Here is a 17,838-nt window from a genome sequence, read left to right on the forward strand (position 1 = left end):
GCTGGTTTTACAAAGTTAAAATTCTCAGCCAAAAATCAAAGCAGAAAGGCAGGGAATACCAAGGAATAAATCATTTTGATACAATTAAGTTTATGCTTCAAACTTTGTTTTCTTCTGACTTTTAGGCGAATAAGCATTGACAAATATATTTTTTAGTCTATATTTGTTTAAATTTTTAGATTAACCTAAAAATTTAATAAACCAAAACTAAACTATTGTCAATAGTTAGATCTATCTAAGCCCTACAAAACTCTTGTTTCACTCTCATGAAAAAATTATTACTACTTTTAGGACTATTGTACTCTGTGATGTGCCAAGCACAGGTACAAATTCAAGGAAAGGTTATTTCCTCCGATAATCAAGAAGAAATCATCGGGGCTAATCTCTACCTTGTTGAATTGCGTCGCGGAAATTTGAGTCAACAGCATGGTAAATTTTACTTCAGTGACCTTAAAAAAGGCACCTATACTCTACAAATAAGTCATATTGGGTATAAAACCTATACTCAAAAAATCGATCTTCACACTGACACTACGCTACATATTAAGCTTACGCCAAGTGCAGTTTCGCTCGAAGAAGTTATTGTTTCTGGCTCGGCAAGTAAGACGGTCGTTAAAGAAAGTCCTATTCCTATTGCGGCACTCTCCAAAACACAATGGCTACAATCGGGTAGTACCAACCTTGTCGATGCAATTAGTAAACTCCCTGGCATGTCGCAAATTACCACTGGCGCTACGTTGTCGAAGCCTATTATTCGTGGACTGGGTTTTAATCGAGTAATTACGATGCATGATGGAGTACGGCAAGAGGATAATCAATGGGGCGAAGAACATTCATTACATATCGACGAATATTCAATCGATCGATATGAGATTATTCGAGGAGCTGGTTCGTTGATGTACGGCTCGGATGGTATTGGAGGGGTCATGTCCGTCATTTCTATTTTACCACCAGAAAATACCTCATTAGCTGGAAATATTTTATATAATTATCAGACTAATCAAGGATTTCATGGAGTATCTGGCACTTTGGCACACAACCAAAATGGCTTACTCTGGCAGGCAAGATTTAGCCTAAAAGATGCTCAAAACTATCAAAATAAGTATGATGGTCGAGTTTGGGGTTCAAACTTCAATGAACTTAATTTTTCAGGAATAGTAGGTGTACAAAAGAAATGGGGATACTCTCGTTTGTACTTTTCAAAGTTTGGACAAAATATCAATATCATCGATGGACAGCGCGATACACAAGGACGTTTTGTAAAAGCTATTTTAGAAAATGGAGAAGAAAAATTGATTCCTGTATCTCCTCAAGAACTTGAAGGCAGAACCATTAACCCTAGTAACTCACAAGCATTGAGTAATTACAAATTAACCAGTAACTCTTTATTTCAACTAGGGGCATCTTCATTGAGTTTTACATTCTCATATGCCCAAAATCATCGTCGTGAATATGGGAATATCTACAAGCCTTTTGAGCCAGATTTGTATTTCTTTTTGCAAAACTATTACTATGATATTCGCTTACATTTGCCCGAGCGAAATCAATGGGAAACTAGCTTTGGAAGTAATGGTTTATGGCAAAACATGAATAATAAAGGCAATGAAACGCTATATCCCAATTTTGATTTAGCAGATAAAGGAGTTTTTATTTTTTCGAAAAAGAAATGGAATAATTTGATTGTGAGCGGAGGACTTCGCTATGACTATCGTCAATTAAATATCGCACAACTTTACGTAGATGCGGATGGCAAATTTCAGACCTCTCCTAACGGTGCAATCGAAGAACGTTTTAGTGGTTTAAGTAGCTCTTACAGTAACATAACTGGTAGCTTGGGACTAGTATTTAAATTCAACTCCAATCTAAGTATGCGTAGCAATATGGCGAGAGGATTTCGGGCGCCATCTGTTCCCGAATTATCATCCAACGGCGAACACGCAGGGACTTTTCGTTATGAAATTGGGAATAGCAATCAAAAATCAGAAGTTTCGCTACAGACAGATATTGGTTTTACATGGGAAAACCGTCAATGGTATATTGATGTAAGCTGGTTTAGAAACCAAATTCAACATTATACTTATTCTGAAAGAGTTCAGGCGCCAAATGGCAAAGATTCCTTGGTCAATCAAGTGCCCGTGTTTAGATATGTACAAGGCAATGCTCTACTGCAAGGTTTGGAAGCAACTGTCAACTTTACTCCTGTACCTTGGTTAAGTCTCAACCAAAGTTATTCGATGGTAAAAGGTATTAACCAACAAGCTACTAATGATTCGTCAAAATATCTACCGTTTATGCCACCTGCACGATGGATTAGTCAAGTAAAATGGAATAAAAAAACTTGGGGGAAATATGTAGAAAATGTGTATTTCTTAGCAGAATTAGAACATCATCAAACCCAAAATCAGGTCCTGTTGGCTTACAATACCGAAACGATTACGCCAGCTTATTCCCTGGTAAATTTAGGAACAGGTATGACTTGGCGGAACAAAGATAAAAAGACTATTGCTTCTCTCTATATCAATGTCAACAACCTCTTTGACTTAGCCTACCAAAACCATCAAAGCCGACTCAAATACCTCGACACCAACCCCACTACACAACGACGTGGAGTTTATAACATGGGAAGGAATGTCAGTATAAAATTGGTAGTACCGATTCATTAATTGTGAATTTTGAATGAGTGAATTGTGAATTATTTTTTGAATTAGCATAAACCTTCTACCATTTTCTAGTCTTGTTAAAATAATTCACAATTCTTCACTCACAACTCACAATTCCACTAACGCCACTGCAAGGTATTAATCAAGCGAATGACGTCGGTTTTGAGATAGTCAATGACAGGAGCTAAAGAATCACTTTTGGTGGCAGTATTGAAATATAAAGCACCACGTAAGTAATGCTTTGTTGAATCAGTCGTATAAAACTGCACATACGTTGGTACCTCTCCTTCTAATTCTATCAATTTAGCCGTTTTGCCCGACTTGGTTTTCATCACCAAATCTTTGATAGAATAGGCCTTAATATTATGTCTTGCAGCCAAACGGTGAGCATCATCAATCAGTTTAGCCAGCTTTTGTTGGTCGCCATCCAAAGATTTATAGGTCAACTGAATCATTGCTTTCATCTCTGGATAATAAATATAAATCCAGTGTGGCTCCGCCCATCGAACAGTATCGGGTTTTATGATTGCATGTTTAGAATATTCAAAGCTATATGGATGCTTTTCGGTTAGCATTTGATATTCAGCTTTGGGCAAATCAATACGATTATAGCCTTTAGGTTTGGGCGTAAAACCATCATCCTCCTTCTTTTGACGACAAGCCGATATGCTCATCAAAAGGAGTACTAACAAAGCAGAAAACCTCACAGCCATCAGACCATGAGGTTTTCTTTGAATCGTATATGTATGAATTTTTTTGAGATTCATTACAAAAGTAGTTATTGGTGAGTGTGCCCTATTCCAAATAGCTAGACGCTTCAGACAGGCTGATAATACTTGCAAAACTACATCATTCAAGTATAAAATCTAAGAGGAAACGTTCTTATGTAAACTTTATTGCAAAATTTACACTTACGATTAATCTTCGAATAAATTACCTAATCCACCCAATACCGAGCCACCTTCCTTATTAGTATTTTGACCATAAGGCGAAAGTGTACGAATTAATTTAGAAAGTGGCATTGATTGAATCCAAACACGCCCTGTACCACGCATTGTAGCTAAAAATAGCCCTTCTCCACCAAAAACCATTGATTTCAAATTACCTGCACGTTGAATGTCATAACTCAAAGTTGGCTCAAAAGCTACGATACAACCTGTATCAATTCTTAAGGTTTCGTTGTTCAAGTACTTTTCTACAATTGTACCGCCAGCGTGTACAAACGCCAAACCATCGCCTTGTAATTTTTCAAGAATAAAACCTTCGCCTCCAAAGAAACCAGAGCCAATACGTTGGTTGAAAGTAATAGATACTTTTGTACCCAATGCTGCACACAAGAAACTATCCTTCTGAGCAATTAAAGTATTGCCTGGCATAGTTGCCAAATTAATAGGAACGATTGTACCTGGGTGTGGTGCAGCAAAAGCTACCTTACGTTTACCGTAACCACGGTTAGTAAAGTGCGTCATAAACAAGGATTCTCCTGTCAACAAACGACTACCAGCTTGGAAGATTTTACCCAAAACAGAGTTGTCAGCGTTAGAGCCATCACCCATTTTAGTTTCAAAAGTAATACCATCTTCCATATAAACCATGGCGCCTGCTTCGGCTATCACGGTTTCGTTAGGGTCTAATTCAATCTCTACAATTTGGATATCTTCACCAATAATCTTGTAATCAATTTCGTGTGAGTACATAGTTTGTTTTAGTTTTTAGATTCAGTAAAACGCTAATCTTATGTTGCAAATTAAGATAAAGAATTAGTTCTAAAAATAACATTTGTGGATAATTGGCAAATTTGTTGAGTAATCGGTGCTAAAAACGGACGACCTTGTCTCATTCAAATATCCGTACTTCAAAAACTAATGAATATTATGTGTTGTATGCCAAAAGCGTACTTTGAATTACTTGAAATACTTCTTCTTTCAAGGCCTCAATATCTTCCTGAGTTTTTCCAACCGTTGAAATAGGCTCATGCACAACCACACGCAAAGGCATACGAGTCAACGAAGGATTACTATCGAACATGATTTTGTAGTTATTCACAAACGTCACAGGCACAATAGGAACCTGCTGCTGCACTGCCATCACAAAAGCTCCATCTTTCAAAGGTTTGTGCATCAATGGTGGCGTTTTAGATTTAATGCCACCTTCAGGGAAAATCACGATACTTCTACCATTTTGCAAAGCTCTTACCGAACGAGTCATCGATTTGGCACGACTACTACGGTCTTCTCTGTCTACCTGAATATGCAGTTTTGAAAACATATACCCAAAAAGAGGCACCTTCTTAATAGCACTTTTACCCACAAATGCGTAGTAGTTTTTCAACACAACTCCCATAGCGGCAATATCCAAATATGAAAAGTGATTAGCACAAAAAACATAAGCTTGTTGTGTATCAGGTTGAAAACGATATTCAACACGAATAGGCACTCCAATCATTGGGAAATACAGTTTTCCCCACAAACGATTTAGATAGTGAGCTTTAGGTTTCCATGATTCTTTTTGAAGAAATAACCAGAAAAACGGAAACAGAAGCAAGAAAATAAATAGCAACCAAAACGCTGCCCAGATATTGTAAAGAGTTTTAAAAATACGCATAGAGACAAAATTAGAGAAAAGTCTTCAGTTGTGAGAAGATAATTGTCAGGAAAGAATTGAGAAAACAATAAAAAAGCTTGATAGCAATAGCTACCAAGCTCTGGAAATATTGTATTGCAAGAATCACATTTAGTCTCTGTATATTGCTATAATCATAGATGTGAGTTGTCAATATTAAACTTAGATTCCCATCATTTCTTTGAAGGCTACTGAGTTTCTGGTCGAAATTTCTAATTCGATACCATTATTCAACACCACTTTCATACCACCTTTGTAGTAAGAATCTATATCGTGGATATACTCAGTATTAATAATTTGCTGACGATTTGCTCTAAAGAAAATCGTAGGATCGAGGCGTTCTTGGATTTTATTTAATGAACGGTGAATCATCGGGCGATTGTTGCCAAAATGGAAGCGACAATAGTTACCAACAGATTCAATCATGAACACTTCAGACAATCTCACGAAATAGCACTTTTCGCCATCTTTCAAGAAAATACGTTTATCTGGTGACAATCGACCTTCTGAAACAGCTGCTGTAGCTCTTTCTTGCTGAATTTCTGAGCGTACTTTCTCAATCGTTTTAGCCAAACGTTCAGTTTTTGTAGGCTTCAGAATATAGTCCATAGCCTCAGATTCAAATGCTTGAATCGCATATTGATTGTAGGCTGTTACAAACACCACTTTCGGAACAAACTCTAATTCTTCTAGCAAATCAAAGCCATTTTTTTCTGGCATTTCAATGTCTAGAAAAATCAAATCAGGTTGAAGACGGTGTATTTTCTCCAAAGCCTCATCTACGTTCTCAGCTTCATCAATGATTTGAATGTCTGAAAACTCTTGTAATAAGTACTTTAGCTCTTGGCGCGCGAGTCTCTCGTCATCTACCAAGATAGTTTTAATTTTCTTACTCATCGGTTGTAAATTTAACAAGTCGTGATAATGGCGGTTACCAGCTCTTGGAGAATAAGGCAGTCTATTAGCCATACCTGAGTAACTGATTTTCAATTAATTAACAACAACAGTTCAACACCTGTGAACTAATCAGGATTGATATTTTAGTAAATACCTCGGATTTATTGCTAATATAGCAAATTCTATTGCATTTTGTTTGTGTCCTCATTGATTATTTCGAAAAACTCAGCCCTATTTTTAGTCAAATAGATTCGAAAAATCGTCTTTGCTCAAAATGTTAATTTTTTCTTCAAATGATTAAAAATTAACACTAAAAACCATGAGGATTGCTAAGGAAGTTTTACCAAGTTGTATCAGGAATAACTGTGTTAAATCCCATTTCTCACGACTATCATGTATTTTATGGATAAAATTAACAACTTTCTTGCCAACTATACCTACCGTCTAATAAGAAATAACGACAGTCTCTTTATTTCCCCTCTTACAACTGATTTTTTACAAGACTCAATTTTTAATAGTATATTCTCATAAAAATACAATCATTACCTCCTCATCTCCTAATAAGCTCCATAAATATTAGATTTACGGCTTAAAAATTACCATTTGGTAATTCAAAAATCTGTTATTTTGAAGGAGATAATAATAAAAAAGACGTACCCGAAGGATACGCCTTTTTTATTATGGGAGGGTAATATTACTCAACTACACCTAATTGTACGGTGTTAGTTTTCAAATCTTTATTTGAAGGAACGCTCAAAGTAGTTACATATGTATCTCCTTTTGCAAGTAATCCTTTCGCCACCAAGATGTCAGTCATACCATTTACAGTAGCTTCTACATCTTTTCCGTCAGCTTCGTAATAGAACACTTTAGCACCCCACAACAATCCCATCACAGTCATGATAGCTTTGTTTGATGTGAATACATAAAGATTAGCTTTAGGACGGTGAGCAGACAAACGGAACGCTGTGTAACCACTGTTTGTGATGCAAAGAATCGCTTCAGCTTTCGTATCACGAGCCAAACGACATGCACTAGCAATCATTCGGTCGTTCAAAGCGTATTTAGAATCATTGTTAGCCAACGAGTGATTTTTGAAGTAGATAGCAGCCTCGTCACCTTTTACGATTTCGATTTTGTTTTGTTGCTCTTCAACCACCTCTTGGATGTGTGCCATTGTTTCTACCGACTTCACAGGGTAAGTACCTGAAGCAGACTCAGCACTCAACATCGTTGCCGAAGCACCTTGTAACACTGCGTTCGCAACGTCAGAAGTTTCTGCACGGGTAGGAACTGGATTAGTAATCATTGATTCCAACATTTGAGTTGCAACGATTACTGGCTTACCAGCTTGAGTACACTTCTCTACCATTACGCGTTGTAGGTGTGGTACTTCAGCACCATCCATCTCAACACCCAAGTCACCACGCGCTACCATGATCGCATCAGTAGCAGCAATGATTTCGTCTAGGTTATCGATAGCTTCTGGTTTCTCGATTTTAGCGATAACTTTAGTATCTTTTCCGTAAGCAGCGATTTTTTGTTTGATATCATAAATATCATCTGCCTTACGTACGAATGAAAGCGCAACCCAGTCAACACCATTGTCCAAACCGAAGTACAAATCCGCTTCGTCTTTTGGAGTCAAACATGGCAATGAAACTTTTGTACCTGGAAGGTTAATACCTTTTTTAGACTTCAAGATACCACCATAAATTACTTCGGTAACTACCTCTTTTTTCTCTTTGTCTACTGCTAATACTTTTACTTCTAAGTTACCATCATCCATCAAGATACGCTCTCCTGGATTCACGTCTAAGTACATTGAAGTGTAAGTAGTACCTACTCTTTCTGATGTACCTACCACATTTTCGTCCATCACGAAAGTAAGCGTTTTACCAGCAATCAATTCTACGCCGTTGTTTTCAACAAGCTGAGTACGAATTTTCGGACCTTGTAAATCTTGAAGAATCGTTAGGTTTGTACCTAATGCTTCAGAGACAGCTCTGATGTTCTTTACTCTCTGAAGGTGGTCTTCATGAGTACCATGCGAGAAATTAAGTCTGAATATGTTTGCACCTGCTTGGGCAAGCTTGGTCAACATCTCTGGTGATTCTGATGCTGGGCCAATCGTAGCTACAATCTTGGTCTTTCTTTGATAAGACATCTTTCGGTTACAGTTTAAGGGATATGATTGGGGAAAGTTATCGAATTCTTCTACTTTTTACAGCTATTGAGCTCTCGACAACTCGACAAAAAATTCAAATGATGTTGCAATTTACAATTTATGAATCGAAAATAGAATCTTATTTTGAGTATTTATTACGAACCCTAGCTTTAGGCATCATAAATTGCATCTAAATTAGGCAAATTTGGAATAATATGCACCAAACCGAAGAAAGTTTGCAGTTTATTTCTTTTTGGTTAACATGATTCCGAATGTATTCTTACAAAAAGAATATATTTTGGTTAGATCTATCCTTGTTTCTCTACTAGCGTTTTTTCGCTTTTTACTTCACTGACCTTTATAAGCATTTTTTTTGTATCTTGCCAAGTTGCCTTTTTGGCGACAAGGAGGTATTACTGTCTACGAGCTGGCAGTTTTTTAGCGCTCAAGCAGATATTTATTTAGCATAAATATCCATTCATTCCCTTACTAATTTCATTAAACAAACTCTTTAGATTTTATGCAAAAAGAAAAATTTATGCAGGAAGCTATCATGCTTTCTTTGAAAGGTTCGGCTGGTGGAAAAGGTGGTCCATTCGGTGCGGTTGTGGTCAAAAATGGAGAAATTGTGGGTAGAGGTTTTAACCAAGTAACTTCTTCAAATGACCCAACGGCGCACGCTGAAGTAGTAGCCATCAGAGATGCTTGTAACAACTTAGGAACATTTCAATTAGAAGATTGTGAAATTTATACCTCATGCGAACCCTGCCCAATGTGCCTTGGTGCTATCTATTGGGCTCGACCTCGTAAGGTATATTACGCCAACACACGCGAGGATGCCGCAGAAATTGGATTTGACGATGCCTTTATCTATCAGGAAATTCCTTTACCACTACATCAACGCAAAATCGAAATGATTCCGCTCGGTCGTGAAGAAGCACAAAAAGCTTTTCAATTCTGGAAAGATAAAAGTGATAAAACAGAATACTAAGCTAAGTGTAAATTCTGAATCATTAAAACTGTTTATTTCGGATATCGGATGTTGGATTTCGGAATTGTAATCTTTTATGTTTTGTAAAAAATAGAGGTATTTTACTTTATTTCCGAAATCAAAAATCCCAAATCTGAAATAGTTTAGAATCCTTCGTACAGCACTAATATCGGATGTTGGATTTCGGAAGTATAAGCTTCTCTATTTTGTAAAAAATAAAGGTATTTTACTTTTAAACTTTCAGTCGTTAGCTATAGGCATTCGGCAAAATATTCTTTGGGCAACCATAAAACACTTTGCCGAATGCCTATAGCTAATTTCCGATAGCCTAATAATTCAATCTTGTTTTGCATTAATTTCTAAAACAAGAAAAGTAGTTAATTGTATTTCAGTACTATTAGTCATTGTGCTTCTTGTACCTTCAATTTTCAACTCTTCAACCTTTCAAATTCTTTTAATTCTCCCTCATTACAAGTATATTCGAAGCTACTATCCAATTTTTTCTAATCAACTATGTTTAAGTCAACTTACCTCGCTTGCGCTATCGCAGCTATTGGACTTTCTTCTTGTAGTCCCAAAACTTTATTTCAAGCACAAGATTTCACGAAGGAAAATCTTTTTACTCAAAACATCGAAGGCCCCAACTTTGACTCCAAAGGACAATTGTATGTGGTAAACTTCCAAAAAGATGGTACTATCGCTAAGGTAATGCCTGATGGCTCTTGTGAATTATTTCTTACTTTACCACAAGGAAGCACTGCAAATGCTATTCAATTCGATGATAAAGGTGCTATGTATTTGGCAGATTTCTCAGGGCATAATGTATTGAAGGTAAATATGCAGACCAAAGAAGTATCGGTATTTAGCCATAATGACCGTTTTAATCAACCAAATGATATTTGTATTACTCGTAAAAATGTACTTTTTGCAAGTGATCCCAATTGGAAACAAAGCACAGGTCAAATCTGGAGAATAGATACAGATGGCTCTTCACATTTGTTGTCGTCAGACATGGGTACAACCAATGGTATTTGTTTGAGTCCCGATGAAAAAACGTTATATGTCAATGAAAGTATCCAGCGAAATATCTGGGCATTTGATGTGGATGCACAAGGAAATATCAGTAATAAACGTCTTTTTACCTCATTCAATGACGGCGGTTTGGATGGTATGAAATGTGATAAATCAGGGAAACTGTATGTAACTCGTTGGGGATTAGGTAAAATTCTTATTTTCAACCCTTCGGGACAACTGATAAAAGAAGTCACTACCAAAGGCAAACAAACGAGTAATCTGGTATTCAGTCCAAATCAAAAAGAAGCATTCGTGACTTTACAAGATCGTAAAGGCATGGAGAAGTTTAAGATAAGATAAATAATTCTTTTAAGTAATCGAGCAGAATAATTTTTAAGTTATGTGTTTAGGGACAAGGCAACAGGCACAAGGCACAGAGTGTTAAAATGTTTTTATTAACCACAGCCATGCTTTTTTCCAAAGCCCACCCCCTGCTGTTTCAAGTTTACCAACTTGGAACAATAAATCAAGTGCAGTCTGCGACTGCACCACTAGCATATTCAATACCAAAGATTGAATACTTTAGGATATTCGGTTTGAGCAAGGTCGCAGTCAGAGACTGCTTTTTATTGGGCGTTCCAAGTTCTTAAACTTGAAACAGCTAACATATCTATTGTTACTAAAAATAGATATATTTTTGCCGAATGCTAAAAGCCGAAAGCTAAAGAAATATAAGATACTTTAACGACTTTTTACCTAATAGTACAGCTTACTGATAGCCGTAAGCCAAAAACCAACAGCTATAACAAAACAAAACCCAAGAAAAAGATGATTATTAGAATGGTAAGAATGACTTTTCAGGAAGATAAAGTAGATGATTTTCTTGAAATTTTTAATACGTCCAAAAATAAGATTAGGCATTTTGAAGGCTGCCATCATCTCGAATTTCTCAAAGATGCCAACCAACCTAATGTCTTTATGACGTACAGTTATTGGGAAAGCGAAAAACATTTGAATCAATATCGTGATTCAGAACTTTTCCAAAAAACTTGGGTGGCCACAAAGGCGTTGTTCAAGGAAAAGCCTATTGCTTTTTCTTCAGAAAGAGTGGAAATCATTGAGTGATTTGCGATTAAGTGAATGAGTGATTATTATTTGAATATAGATAAAAATCACTCATTTACTCAATCATCAATCACTCAATTTTGAATAACTCATGTTATATCGTTACTCGAAACGTTTATTCGAAAATCGATTTTAATTCGACAGCATCCTGAGCTTTCATACGTCCAGCCAATACCAAACGCAATTGACGACGACGTAAAGCTCCTTCGTACAAAGCAATTTCATCTTCTGTTTCAGGAACAGCCTGAGGCACATCAATAGGGCGACCAGATTGATCTACTGCTACAAAAGTAAAAAAGGCTTTATTGGTCGAAACTCTTTCTTTTGCTGGGATATTTTCGGCCCACACATCAATCACCACTTCCATCGAAGAACTAAATGCACGAGTCACTTTGGCTTGTAGTGTTACTACACTTCCAAGTGGAATAGACTCCTTGAACGACACGTTGTCAACAGAAGCTGTTACTACGATTCGGTTCGAATGTTTTTGTGCACAAATAGCCCCTACTACGTCCATCATTCTCATGAGGTTTCCACCCATCAAATTTCCGAGCGTATTGGTATCGTTTGGAAAAATCATTTCGGTCATGGTAGTAAGCGATTCTGATACTGGTTTGCTCTTTGCCATTGTTTAAATAAAAGTAATTTCTACCTATTACTAGATTGATGAAGTTATATATACCAGACCTGGGCAGACAGGCTTGAATGCAAAGGAGAAAAGGACAATTGAAAGAATCTATTTCTTTAACTCATTTATCTCGTCGAGATTAACGGTTTTGAAATGTTCATAAACCTTCAAAACAATCGCCAAAGCAATGACTGCTTCACAAGCTGCCACAACGATTACGAACAAAGAAAATATTTGTCCCTGAAGACTAGGGTCATTTTTACTAAAAGCCACCAAATTAACATTGACAGCATTGAGCATTAATTCGATACCCATCAGTACCACAATAATGTTTCGTTTGACAACTACCAAAGCAAGTCCTATGCTAAACAACAAGGCACTTGTGAGTAAGTAGTAAGGCAAAAAGCTGTTATCCATGGATTGATTAGTTTTTAGTTTTGGTACTTAAATAAGCTGCTCCAATCAGTACTGCCATCAATAATATACCTGAAACTTCAAAGGGTAATACATAGTTGGTCATTAGCTCTACTCCTATCGTTTGAGTAGTAGAAGTAGGTTCTACAGCCTCAAATAGGTTATCTTGAATGGTCAAAAATCTTGCTCTACCAAAGGTGTATAGCAAAGTAGCACTAAAACCCAACATCACAAATACCCCAAGAACTCGGTTGGAACTTTCGGTGGTAATATCATTGCGTCCACGGCTTTTATTTCCTTGTTGATTGGTTAGCATTACCCCAAAAATAAGGAGTACTAATACCCCTCCAACGTAAACTAAGATTTGGGCTACAGCCAAAAAATCTGCCCCTGCCAATACATACAATGCCGATACTCCTAAAAATGTACCAAGCAAACTAAAGGCCGCATACAAGACATTTTTGGTAAGTAATACGACCAAAGCCGAAGCTAAGGTCAGTACCATGAAAGCTATAAATACAAATTGTATCAAAACTCTTGAGATTTATGGTTGGTCAAATATCTAGTTCAAAAACCTTATTCTGGTCTTTTAAATTTTGGTCGAAAAACAGGACGAGGCTTGGGCGCTTCTTCACTTGTAGTGCTATCCTCCTGCTTGGCTTCTTCTGTTTTTATCTCTTCTTGTTCGACTTTAGCAACAGGCTCAGATGTTTCCTCTTCTGCTTTTGCTGGAACTTTAAACTTCGGTCTAAAAGCTGGACGAGCAGGCTTGACTTCCTCCGATGGTGTTTCAACTTCTGTCGATACCTCTGCGCTAGCTTCTACAACAGGCTCAGATACCTCATCGGCTGGCTTTGAAGCTGGCTTAAACTTCGGTCGAAAAGCTGGACGAGCAGGCTTGACTTCCTCCGATGGTGCTTCAACTTCTGGTGATACCTCATCGGCTGGCTTTGAAGCTGGCTTAAACTTAGGTCTGAAGGCTGGACGAGCGGGCTTGACTTCCTCCGATGGAGCTTCAACTTCTGGCGATACCTCTGTGCTAGCTTCTACAACTGGCTCAGTTACCTCATCGGCTGGTTTTGAGGCTGATTTAAACTTCGGCCTAAAAGCTGGACGAGCTGCTGGCTTGACTTCATCAACCGCCGTTGTAGCATTTTCATCGGTACCTTCTGTCGTATTTTCAACAGGCGATTCGGTTGAAGGTGAAACCTTCATTTTTGGCTTAAATGCTGGACGAGCTGCTGGTTTTGGCGTGTCTTCCGTAGAAGTTTCGTCTGTAATAGGTTTAGGCTCATCGCTTTCAACCTTCATTTTTGGTTTAAAAGCAGGTCTTGGTGCTGGTTTTGGGGCTTCGGCAGTATCATCCGCTGAAGACTCAGCAGGAGTCTCGGTATTGGCTACAGGACGAGCAGCAGGCTTAAATGCTGGTTTTGACGCAACTTTCGGTTCTGCTTTTTGAGCAGCTGTTTCTTTTTTGAATGCTTCTTTCTCAAGCATATACTGCTCATATAATTTTTTCTTTTCGTCAGCTTGTTCCTCTGTAAGGTTGCCAAAAGCAAAATTGTGTTCAGTGATGTCAAATACTGAAAAATCATACTCCTTTTTCATGGTAAGACATTCGGTAGGACATACCGTCGTACACAAGCCACAGAAACAACATTTTGACATATCGATATCAAACTTGGCAGCATACAAACGAATTGCCGAGCCATCCGAAGCATAACTCACCACACCAGTTGCTTTGATGGGCTCAATTTCGATACAATCAACAGGACAGATTTTTGCACATTTATCACATACAATACAATCATCCATTTCGTTGTGCAATTGATAACGTCCATTGTCAGGTACGGGTAATTGCTCATAAGGATATTGTGTAGTGACAATCCCTGTTTTTTGATCGAAATACTGTGGGTCATCTACAAATATCGGTTTGCGACTTTGACGAGCATCTTTAAAGTGCTTAAACGACAAAGACAAACCTTTCAGAGAAGATTTAATGCCCTCTTTGATATTTCCCCAATATGTACTGTTTGCTCCTTTTTGCATAATTTGGTACCGAATAATATCATTTGGAGAGTTTTTGATAAAATTTTATCCTTGAAATTTTACCTCTCCAGACAATTACCACAAAACTACTCTATAAAATACTGATTTTATAGAGTAAACCATTTTTTTTGGAAAATGAATCCGAGGGGACGGTTTTTAGTAACAAGTTGAGCCTGTGAAGCGGGTATTTGCTATAAACATGACTCATCCCTAATTTAGTGAGTTGAGATTGAGTGAATGAGTGATTATTTTTAAAATCTCTATTCCTATACCTTGCGCCTAAAGCTGAATCAGCTAGCAATTAGTATCAAAAAAAGCGGTCGGAAATTGTTTTTTCGACCGCTTTTTTGATGAAACGTTGGAGAATAATCCTAAAATTCGGAATAACTCATACTACCATTGATATTTTTTCCAAAATGTAATCCCTAATATAAATCAGGAAAACGACTTGGTTGAGCTTCAGACATCATTTCATAAACGGCATCGAAAACTGTGTCAACATTAGGCTTTGAGAAATAATCGCCATCAGATGTATAAGCAGGACGATGCGGTTGGGCAGCAATACAAACTGGTTTTGAATCGAGCCAACGATAGGCATTTTGTTTGTCTAATACCTCGCCCATCATATAACCTGTACCTCCGCCTGGCATATCTTCGTCAGCAAAAATTACTCGATTCGTTTTCTTGATTGACTCTACGATTTTATGTCCTAAATCAAATGGCAACAAGGTTTGAATATCTACAACTTCCACCGAAATACCTACTTGCGCCAATTGAGCTGCTGCTTCCATCACAATACGACACATAGAACCATACGTAACAATAGTAACATCGCTACCTTCAAGAAGGATATCAGGAACACCCAGAGAAACACGCGTATCATACAAGTTTGTAGGTAATTTTTCTTTGAGACGATAGCCATTCAAGCATTCAATTACCACAGCAGGGTCGTCGCTTTGAAGCAATGTATTGTACATACCTGCCGCTTGGGTCATGTTGCGAGGTACACATAAATGAACCCCTCTCAAACCATTTAATAACACTCCCATTGGCGAACCTGAGTGCCAGATACCCTCTAAGCGGTGTCCACGAGTACGCACAATCATCGGAGACTTTTGTCCACCTTTTGTACGGTAATGCAAACAAGCCAAATCGTCTGAAAGTGTTGCAAATGGATAAAATATATAATCTAAATATTGAATTTCAACAATCGGACGCAGTCCACGCATTGCAGCACCAATTCCCTGACCTACAATGGTCATTTCACGGATACCAGTATCGGTAATTCTCAACTCCCCAAACTTATCTTGCAAGCCTGAAAGAGTTTGGTTAACGTCACCGATTTTTCCAACGTCTTCACCAATGATAAAAACACGTGGGTCTGTAGCTAACCAATGATCAAAGTTTTTATTTAAAATTTCACGACCATCTACCAGTGGCGCACCTTCTTCGTAAATAGCTGGTTGTGCTGAAACTTTGAAAGCCGATTCGTCTGAATTCGAAAATTGGAACGAGTTAAAGCGATCAAAATTAGCCTCTTTTGACTTTTCAAGCCATTCTATTAAACCACGTTTAGCAGGAAACTCTTCGAACCTTAACAAACGTAAGGCTTTCTTTACTGCCACTACGCTATCACGGTGGATAGGATTCATGGTTTTACGAAGTTCTTCTACTATTTGTTTAATGGTAGAGCCATTTTTACTTTCTGCTGCTGCTTGGTTCATCAAAGATAGAGCATCCTCCTTCTCAGGCTTAATTGAATCCATATAGGCCTGCCAAGCATCTTTCTGTGATTTACGAGCAATTTTTACAGCTTCCTGATCTATGGCTAATAACTCTTCTTCTGTGGCAAACTCGTTATCAAGAATCCATTTTCTGAAGTGAGTATTACAGTCAAAGTCTATTTCGAATTGTAAACGTTCGGGAGATTTATAGCGCTCATGCGAGCCAGAAGCCGAGTGTCCTTGTTGTTGGGTCACCTCTTCTACGTGAATCAAGGAAGGAATATGGTTTTCACGAGCCAACTGAGCTGCCTTGTGAAAAGCCTCCATCAAGCCTACATAATCATAAGCTTTTACGGAAATAATTTCAAGACCAGCTTCATCTTCTGTGCGTTGATAACCTGCTAGCGCCTTTGAAATAGAATGTTTAGTAGTTTGATATTGAGTTGGCACCGAAATACCATAACCATCATCCCAAACTGCCATCACTAGTGGTATTTGTAAAACGCCTGCGGCATTGATGCACTCTAGGAACATACCTTCCGAAGTAGAAGCATCACCAATCGTCGAAAAGCATACTTCATTGCCTTGTTTCGAAAACTTTTCAGCGATTTCACCCTGAAGTTCAGGTACATTTCGATAGAGCTTCGAAGCATAGGCAATACCAATAGCTCTTGGTACTTGTCCAGCGGTAGAAGATATACCAGCAACCGAATTAAATAATTTTGTTTGGTCTACCCAATGCCCATTTTCATCTAGCCATTGTGTAGCGTGGTGGTTGTTCATGGTACGTCCGCCAGTGTGGGGGTCGTGTGCTTTATCAGGATGACCATATAGCTGTGCAAAGTACTGTTGCCAAGTCATATCGCCGACGGCTGCCACAATCGTTTGGTCACGATAATACCCAGAAATAAAGTCACCTGCCTTCATAGCTCTTGCAAGAGCAATTTGGGCGAGCTCTTTGCCGTCACCATAAATACCAAACTTGGCACGTCCAGCAAATACTTCTTTCCTTACTAATAAAGAGCATTCGCGGCTAATACGTGCAAGACGGTAATCCTCGATAACCGACTCTTTTTTAAATAAAATTGTTTCTGACAGTAGTTCGTTTTCCAACACGGCAATTTCGGGCTGATAAAAATAGAATTAAAGATACAGTTGATGGTGTGTTTAAGTTTTCTAAGTTAGAATCAAAATCATCTACCCCCCAACTTAAAGCTGTATCAAAAATAAGATAATTTAATTAGTATAACAAACAGTAGAAATTTTGGAGAGTTGTTAATAATTTGTTAAAGGTTCTCAAAGATTTTGCCAACCTTTTGATGTAGTATACTTTTGTTTTGGAATAAATCAATTCACTCAAGAAAAACTGAAGTATTATTTTGATTCTGTATTATTTTATACTTTTTTCAAAAAAATATAATTTTTCAGCTTTTTTTTAGAATAAAATCCGCTTAAAGCTCATTAGTTTGGTCCTTTAAATAAGTTTTGCGGAAACAAATTCCTTACTTTTTCGTATATTTATTACGAAAGCTTGTAAAGCTATTTAA

General features: G+C 37.7%; 14 protein-coding genes. 4 read left to right on the forward strand and 10 right to left on the reverse strand.

Features of this window, described 5'->3' with window-relative positions; translation table 11 throughout:
- Window positions 1-266: 266 nt before the first annotated feature.
- Complete coding sequence (locus QM524_RS15510; RefSeq protein ID WP_283345273.1) at window positions 267-2,663, forward strand: TonB-dependent receptor; 2,397 nt, start codon at window positions 267-269, stop codon at window positions 2,661-2,663.
- A 116-nt stretch (window positions 2,664-2,779) separates the two neighbouring features.
- Here QM524_RS15510 and gldD read toward each other — a convergent pair whose 3' ends face one another.
- The 5 genes from gldD to pyk all read right to left on the reverse strand — a co-directional run bounded on the left by gldD (window position 2,780) and on the right by pyk (window position 8,346).
- Window positions 2,780-3,373, reverse strand: coding sequence for a gliding motility lipoprotein GldD (gldD, locus tag QM524_RS15515; RefSeq protein WP_449757798.1), 594 nt, complete (start codon window positions 3,371-3,373; stop codon window positions 2,780-2,782).
- 204 nt (window positions 3,374-3,577) lie between these two features.
- Window positions 3,578-4,357: a TIGR00266 family protein gene (locus QM524_RS15520; protein ID WP_095160179.1), complete on the reverse strand. Its 780-nt coding sequence runs from the start codon at window positions 4,355-4,357 to the stop codon at window positions 3,578-3,580.
- Between the two features lie 175 nt (window positions 4,358-4,532).
- Window positions 4,533-5,264, reverse strand: a complete 732-nt coding sequence (locus tag QM524_RS15525; protein ID WP_283345275.1) for a lysophospholipid acyltransferase family protein — start codon at window positions 5,262-5,264, stop codon at window positions 4,533-4,535.
- A gap of 180 nt (window positions 5,265-5,444) precedes the next feature.
- Window positions 5,445-6,251 carry a LytR/AlgR family response regulator transcription factor gene (locus tag QM524_RS15530; RefSeq protein ID WP_229241890.1) on the reverse strand — a complete coding sequence of 269 codons (807 nt, stop codon included), beginning with the start codon at window positions 6,249-6,251 and terminating at the stop codon, window positions 5,445-5,447.
- A 622-nt stretch (window positions 6,252-6,873) separates the two neighbouring features.
- On the reverse strand, window positions 6,874-8,346 hold the full coding sequence (pyk, locus tag QM524_RS15535) for a pyruvate kinase (protein WP_095160181.1): 1,473 nt from the start codon (window positions 8,344-8,346) through the stop codon (window positions 6,874-6,876).
- A gap of 520 nt (window positions 8,347-8,866) precedes the next feature.
- Here pyk and QM524_RS15540 point away from each other — a divergent pair.
- The 3 genes from QM524_RS15540 to QM524_RS15550 all read left to right on the forward strand — a co-directional run bounded on the left by QM524_RS15540 (window position 8,867) and on the right by QM524_RS15550 (window position 11,476).
- Window positions 8,867-9,337 (forward strand): nucleoside deaminase, encoded by a 471-nt coding sequence (locus tag QM524_RS15540; RefSeq protein ID WP_095160182.1) that lies wholly within the window; start codon window positions 8,867-8,869, stop codon window positions 9,335-9,337.
- A 513-nt stretch (window positions 9,338-9,850) separates the two neighbouring features.
- The gene (locus QM524_RS15545) at window positions 9,851-10,711 is read left to right on the forward strand and encodes an SMP-30/gluconolactonase/LRE family protein (RefSeq protein WP_283345276.1); all 861 of its coding nucleotides are present in this window, start codon (window positions 9,851-9,853) and stop codon (window positions 10,709-10,711) included.
- A 468-nt stretch (window positions 10,712-11,179) separates the two neighbouring features.
- Complete coding sequence (locus tag QM524_RS15550) at window positions 11,180-11,476, forward strand: putative quinol monooxygenase (RefSeq protein ID WP_283345277.1); 297 nt, start codon at window positions 11,180-11,182, stop codon at window positions 11,474-11,476.
- A gap of 115 nt (window positions 11,477-11,591) precedes the next feature.
- Here QM524_RS15550 and QM524_RS15555 read toward each other — a convergent pair whose 3' ends face one another.
- From QM524_RS15555 to QM524_RS15575, 5 genes are all read right to left on the reverse strand, one after another.
- On the reverse strand, window positions 11,592-12,104 hold the full coding sequence (locus QM524_RS15555) for an acyl-CoA thioesterase (RefSeq protein ID WP_095160185.1): 513 nt from the start codon (window positions 12,102-12,104) through the stop codon (window positions 11,592-11,594).
- A 108-nt stretch (window positions 12,105-12,212) separates the two neighbouring features.
- Window positions 12,213-12,521 (reverse strand): NADH-quinone oxidoreductase subunit NuoK, encoded by a 309-nt coding sequence (gene nuoK / locus QM524_RS15560; RefSeq protein WP_095160186.1) that lies wholly within the window; start codon window positions 12,519-12,521, stop codon window positions 12,213-12,215.
- 7 nt (window positions 12,522-12,528) lie between these two features.
- Window positions 12,529-13,023: an NADH-quinone oxidoreductase subunit J family protein gene (locus QM524_RS15565; RefSeq protein WP_095160187.1), complete on the reverse strand. Its 495-nt coding sequence runs from the start codon at window positions 13,021-13,023 to the stop codon at window positions 12,529-12,531.
- A 71-nt stretch (window positions 13,024-13,094) separates the two neighbouring features.
- Entirely contained in the window at window positions 13,095-14,567 is a 1,473-nt protein-coding gene (locus QM524_RS15570; RefSeq protein WP_283345278.1) for a 4Fe-4S binding protein, read from the reverse strand.
- 425 nt (window positions 14,568-14,992) lie between these two features.
- Window positions 14,993-17,407, reverse strand: a complete 2,415-nt coding sequence (locus QM524_RS15575) for an alpha-ketoacid dehydrogenase subunit alpha/beta (protein ID WP_283345279.1) — start codon at window positions 17,405-17,407, stop codon at window positions 14,993-14,995.
- Window positions 17,408-17,838 lie beyond the last annotated feature (431 nt).

Source organism: Flectobacillus roseus, from assembly GCF_030056595.1.
In the GTDB taxonomy this organism is placed as follows: Bacteria; Bacteroidota; Bacteroidia; order Cytophagales; family Spirosomataceae; genus Flectobacillus; species Flectobacillus roseus.

Excerpts from the sequence above, each read along its gene's own strand:
- QM524_RS15510 (WP_283345273.1), top strand. The coding sequence starts at position 267 with ATGAAAAAATTATTACTACTTTTAGGACTATTGTACTCTGTGATGTGC.
- gldD (WP_449757798.1), bottom strand. The coding sequence starts at position 3,373 with ATGGCTGTGAGGTTTTCTGCTTTGTTAGTACTCCTTTTGATGAGCATA.
- QM524_RS15520 (WP_095160179.1), bottom strand. The coding sequence starts at position 4,357 with ATGTACTCACACGAAATTGATTACAAGATTATTGGTGAAGATATCCAA.
- QM524_RS15525 (WP_283345275.1), bottom strand. The coding sequence starts at position 5,264 with ATGCGTATTTTTAAAACTCTTTACAATATCTGGGCAGCGTTTTGGTTG.
- QM524_RS15530 (WP_229241890.1), bottom strand. The coding sequence starts at position 6,251 with ATGGCTAATAGACTGCCTTATTCTCCAAGAGCTGGTAACCGCCATTAT.
- pyk (WP_095160181.1), bottom strand. The coding sequence starts at position 8,346 with ATGTCTTATCAAAGAAAGACCAAGATTGTAGCTACGATTGGCCCAGCA.
- QM524_RS15540 (WP_095160182.1), top strand. The coding sequence starts at position 8,867 with ATGCAAAAAGAAAAATTTATGCAGGAAGCTATCATGCTTTCTTTGAAA.
- QM524_RS15545 (WP_283345276.1), top strand. The coding sequence starts at position 9,851 with ATGTTTAAGTCAACTTACCTCGCTTGCGCTATCGCAGCTATTGGACTT.
- QM524_RS15550 (WP_283345277.1), top strand. The coding sequence starts at position 11,180 with ATGATTATTAGAATGGTAAGAATGACTTTTCAGGAAGATAAAGTAGAT.
- QM524_RS15555 (WP_095160185.1), bottom strand. The coding sequence starts at position 12,104 with ATGGCAAAGAGCAAACCAGTATCAGAATCGCTTACTACCATGACCGAA.
- nuoK (WP_095160186.1), bottom strand. The coding sequence starts at position 12,521 with ATGGATAACAGCTTTTTGCCTTACTACTTACTCACAAGTGCCTTGTTG.
- QM524_RS15565 (WP_095160187.1), bottom strand. The coding sequence starts at position 13,023 with ATGGTACTGACCTTAGCTTCGGCTTTGGTCGTATTACTTACCAAAAAT.
- QM524_RS15570 (WP_283345278.1), bottom strand. The coding sequence starts at position 14,567 with ATGCAAAAAGGAGCAAACAGTACATATTGGGGAAATATCAAAGAGGGC.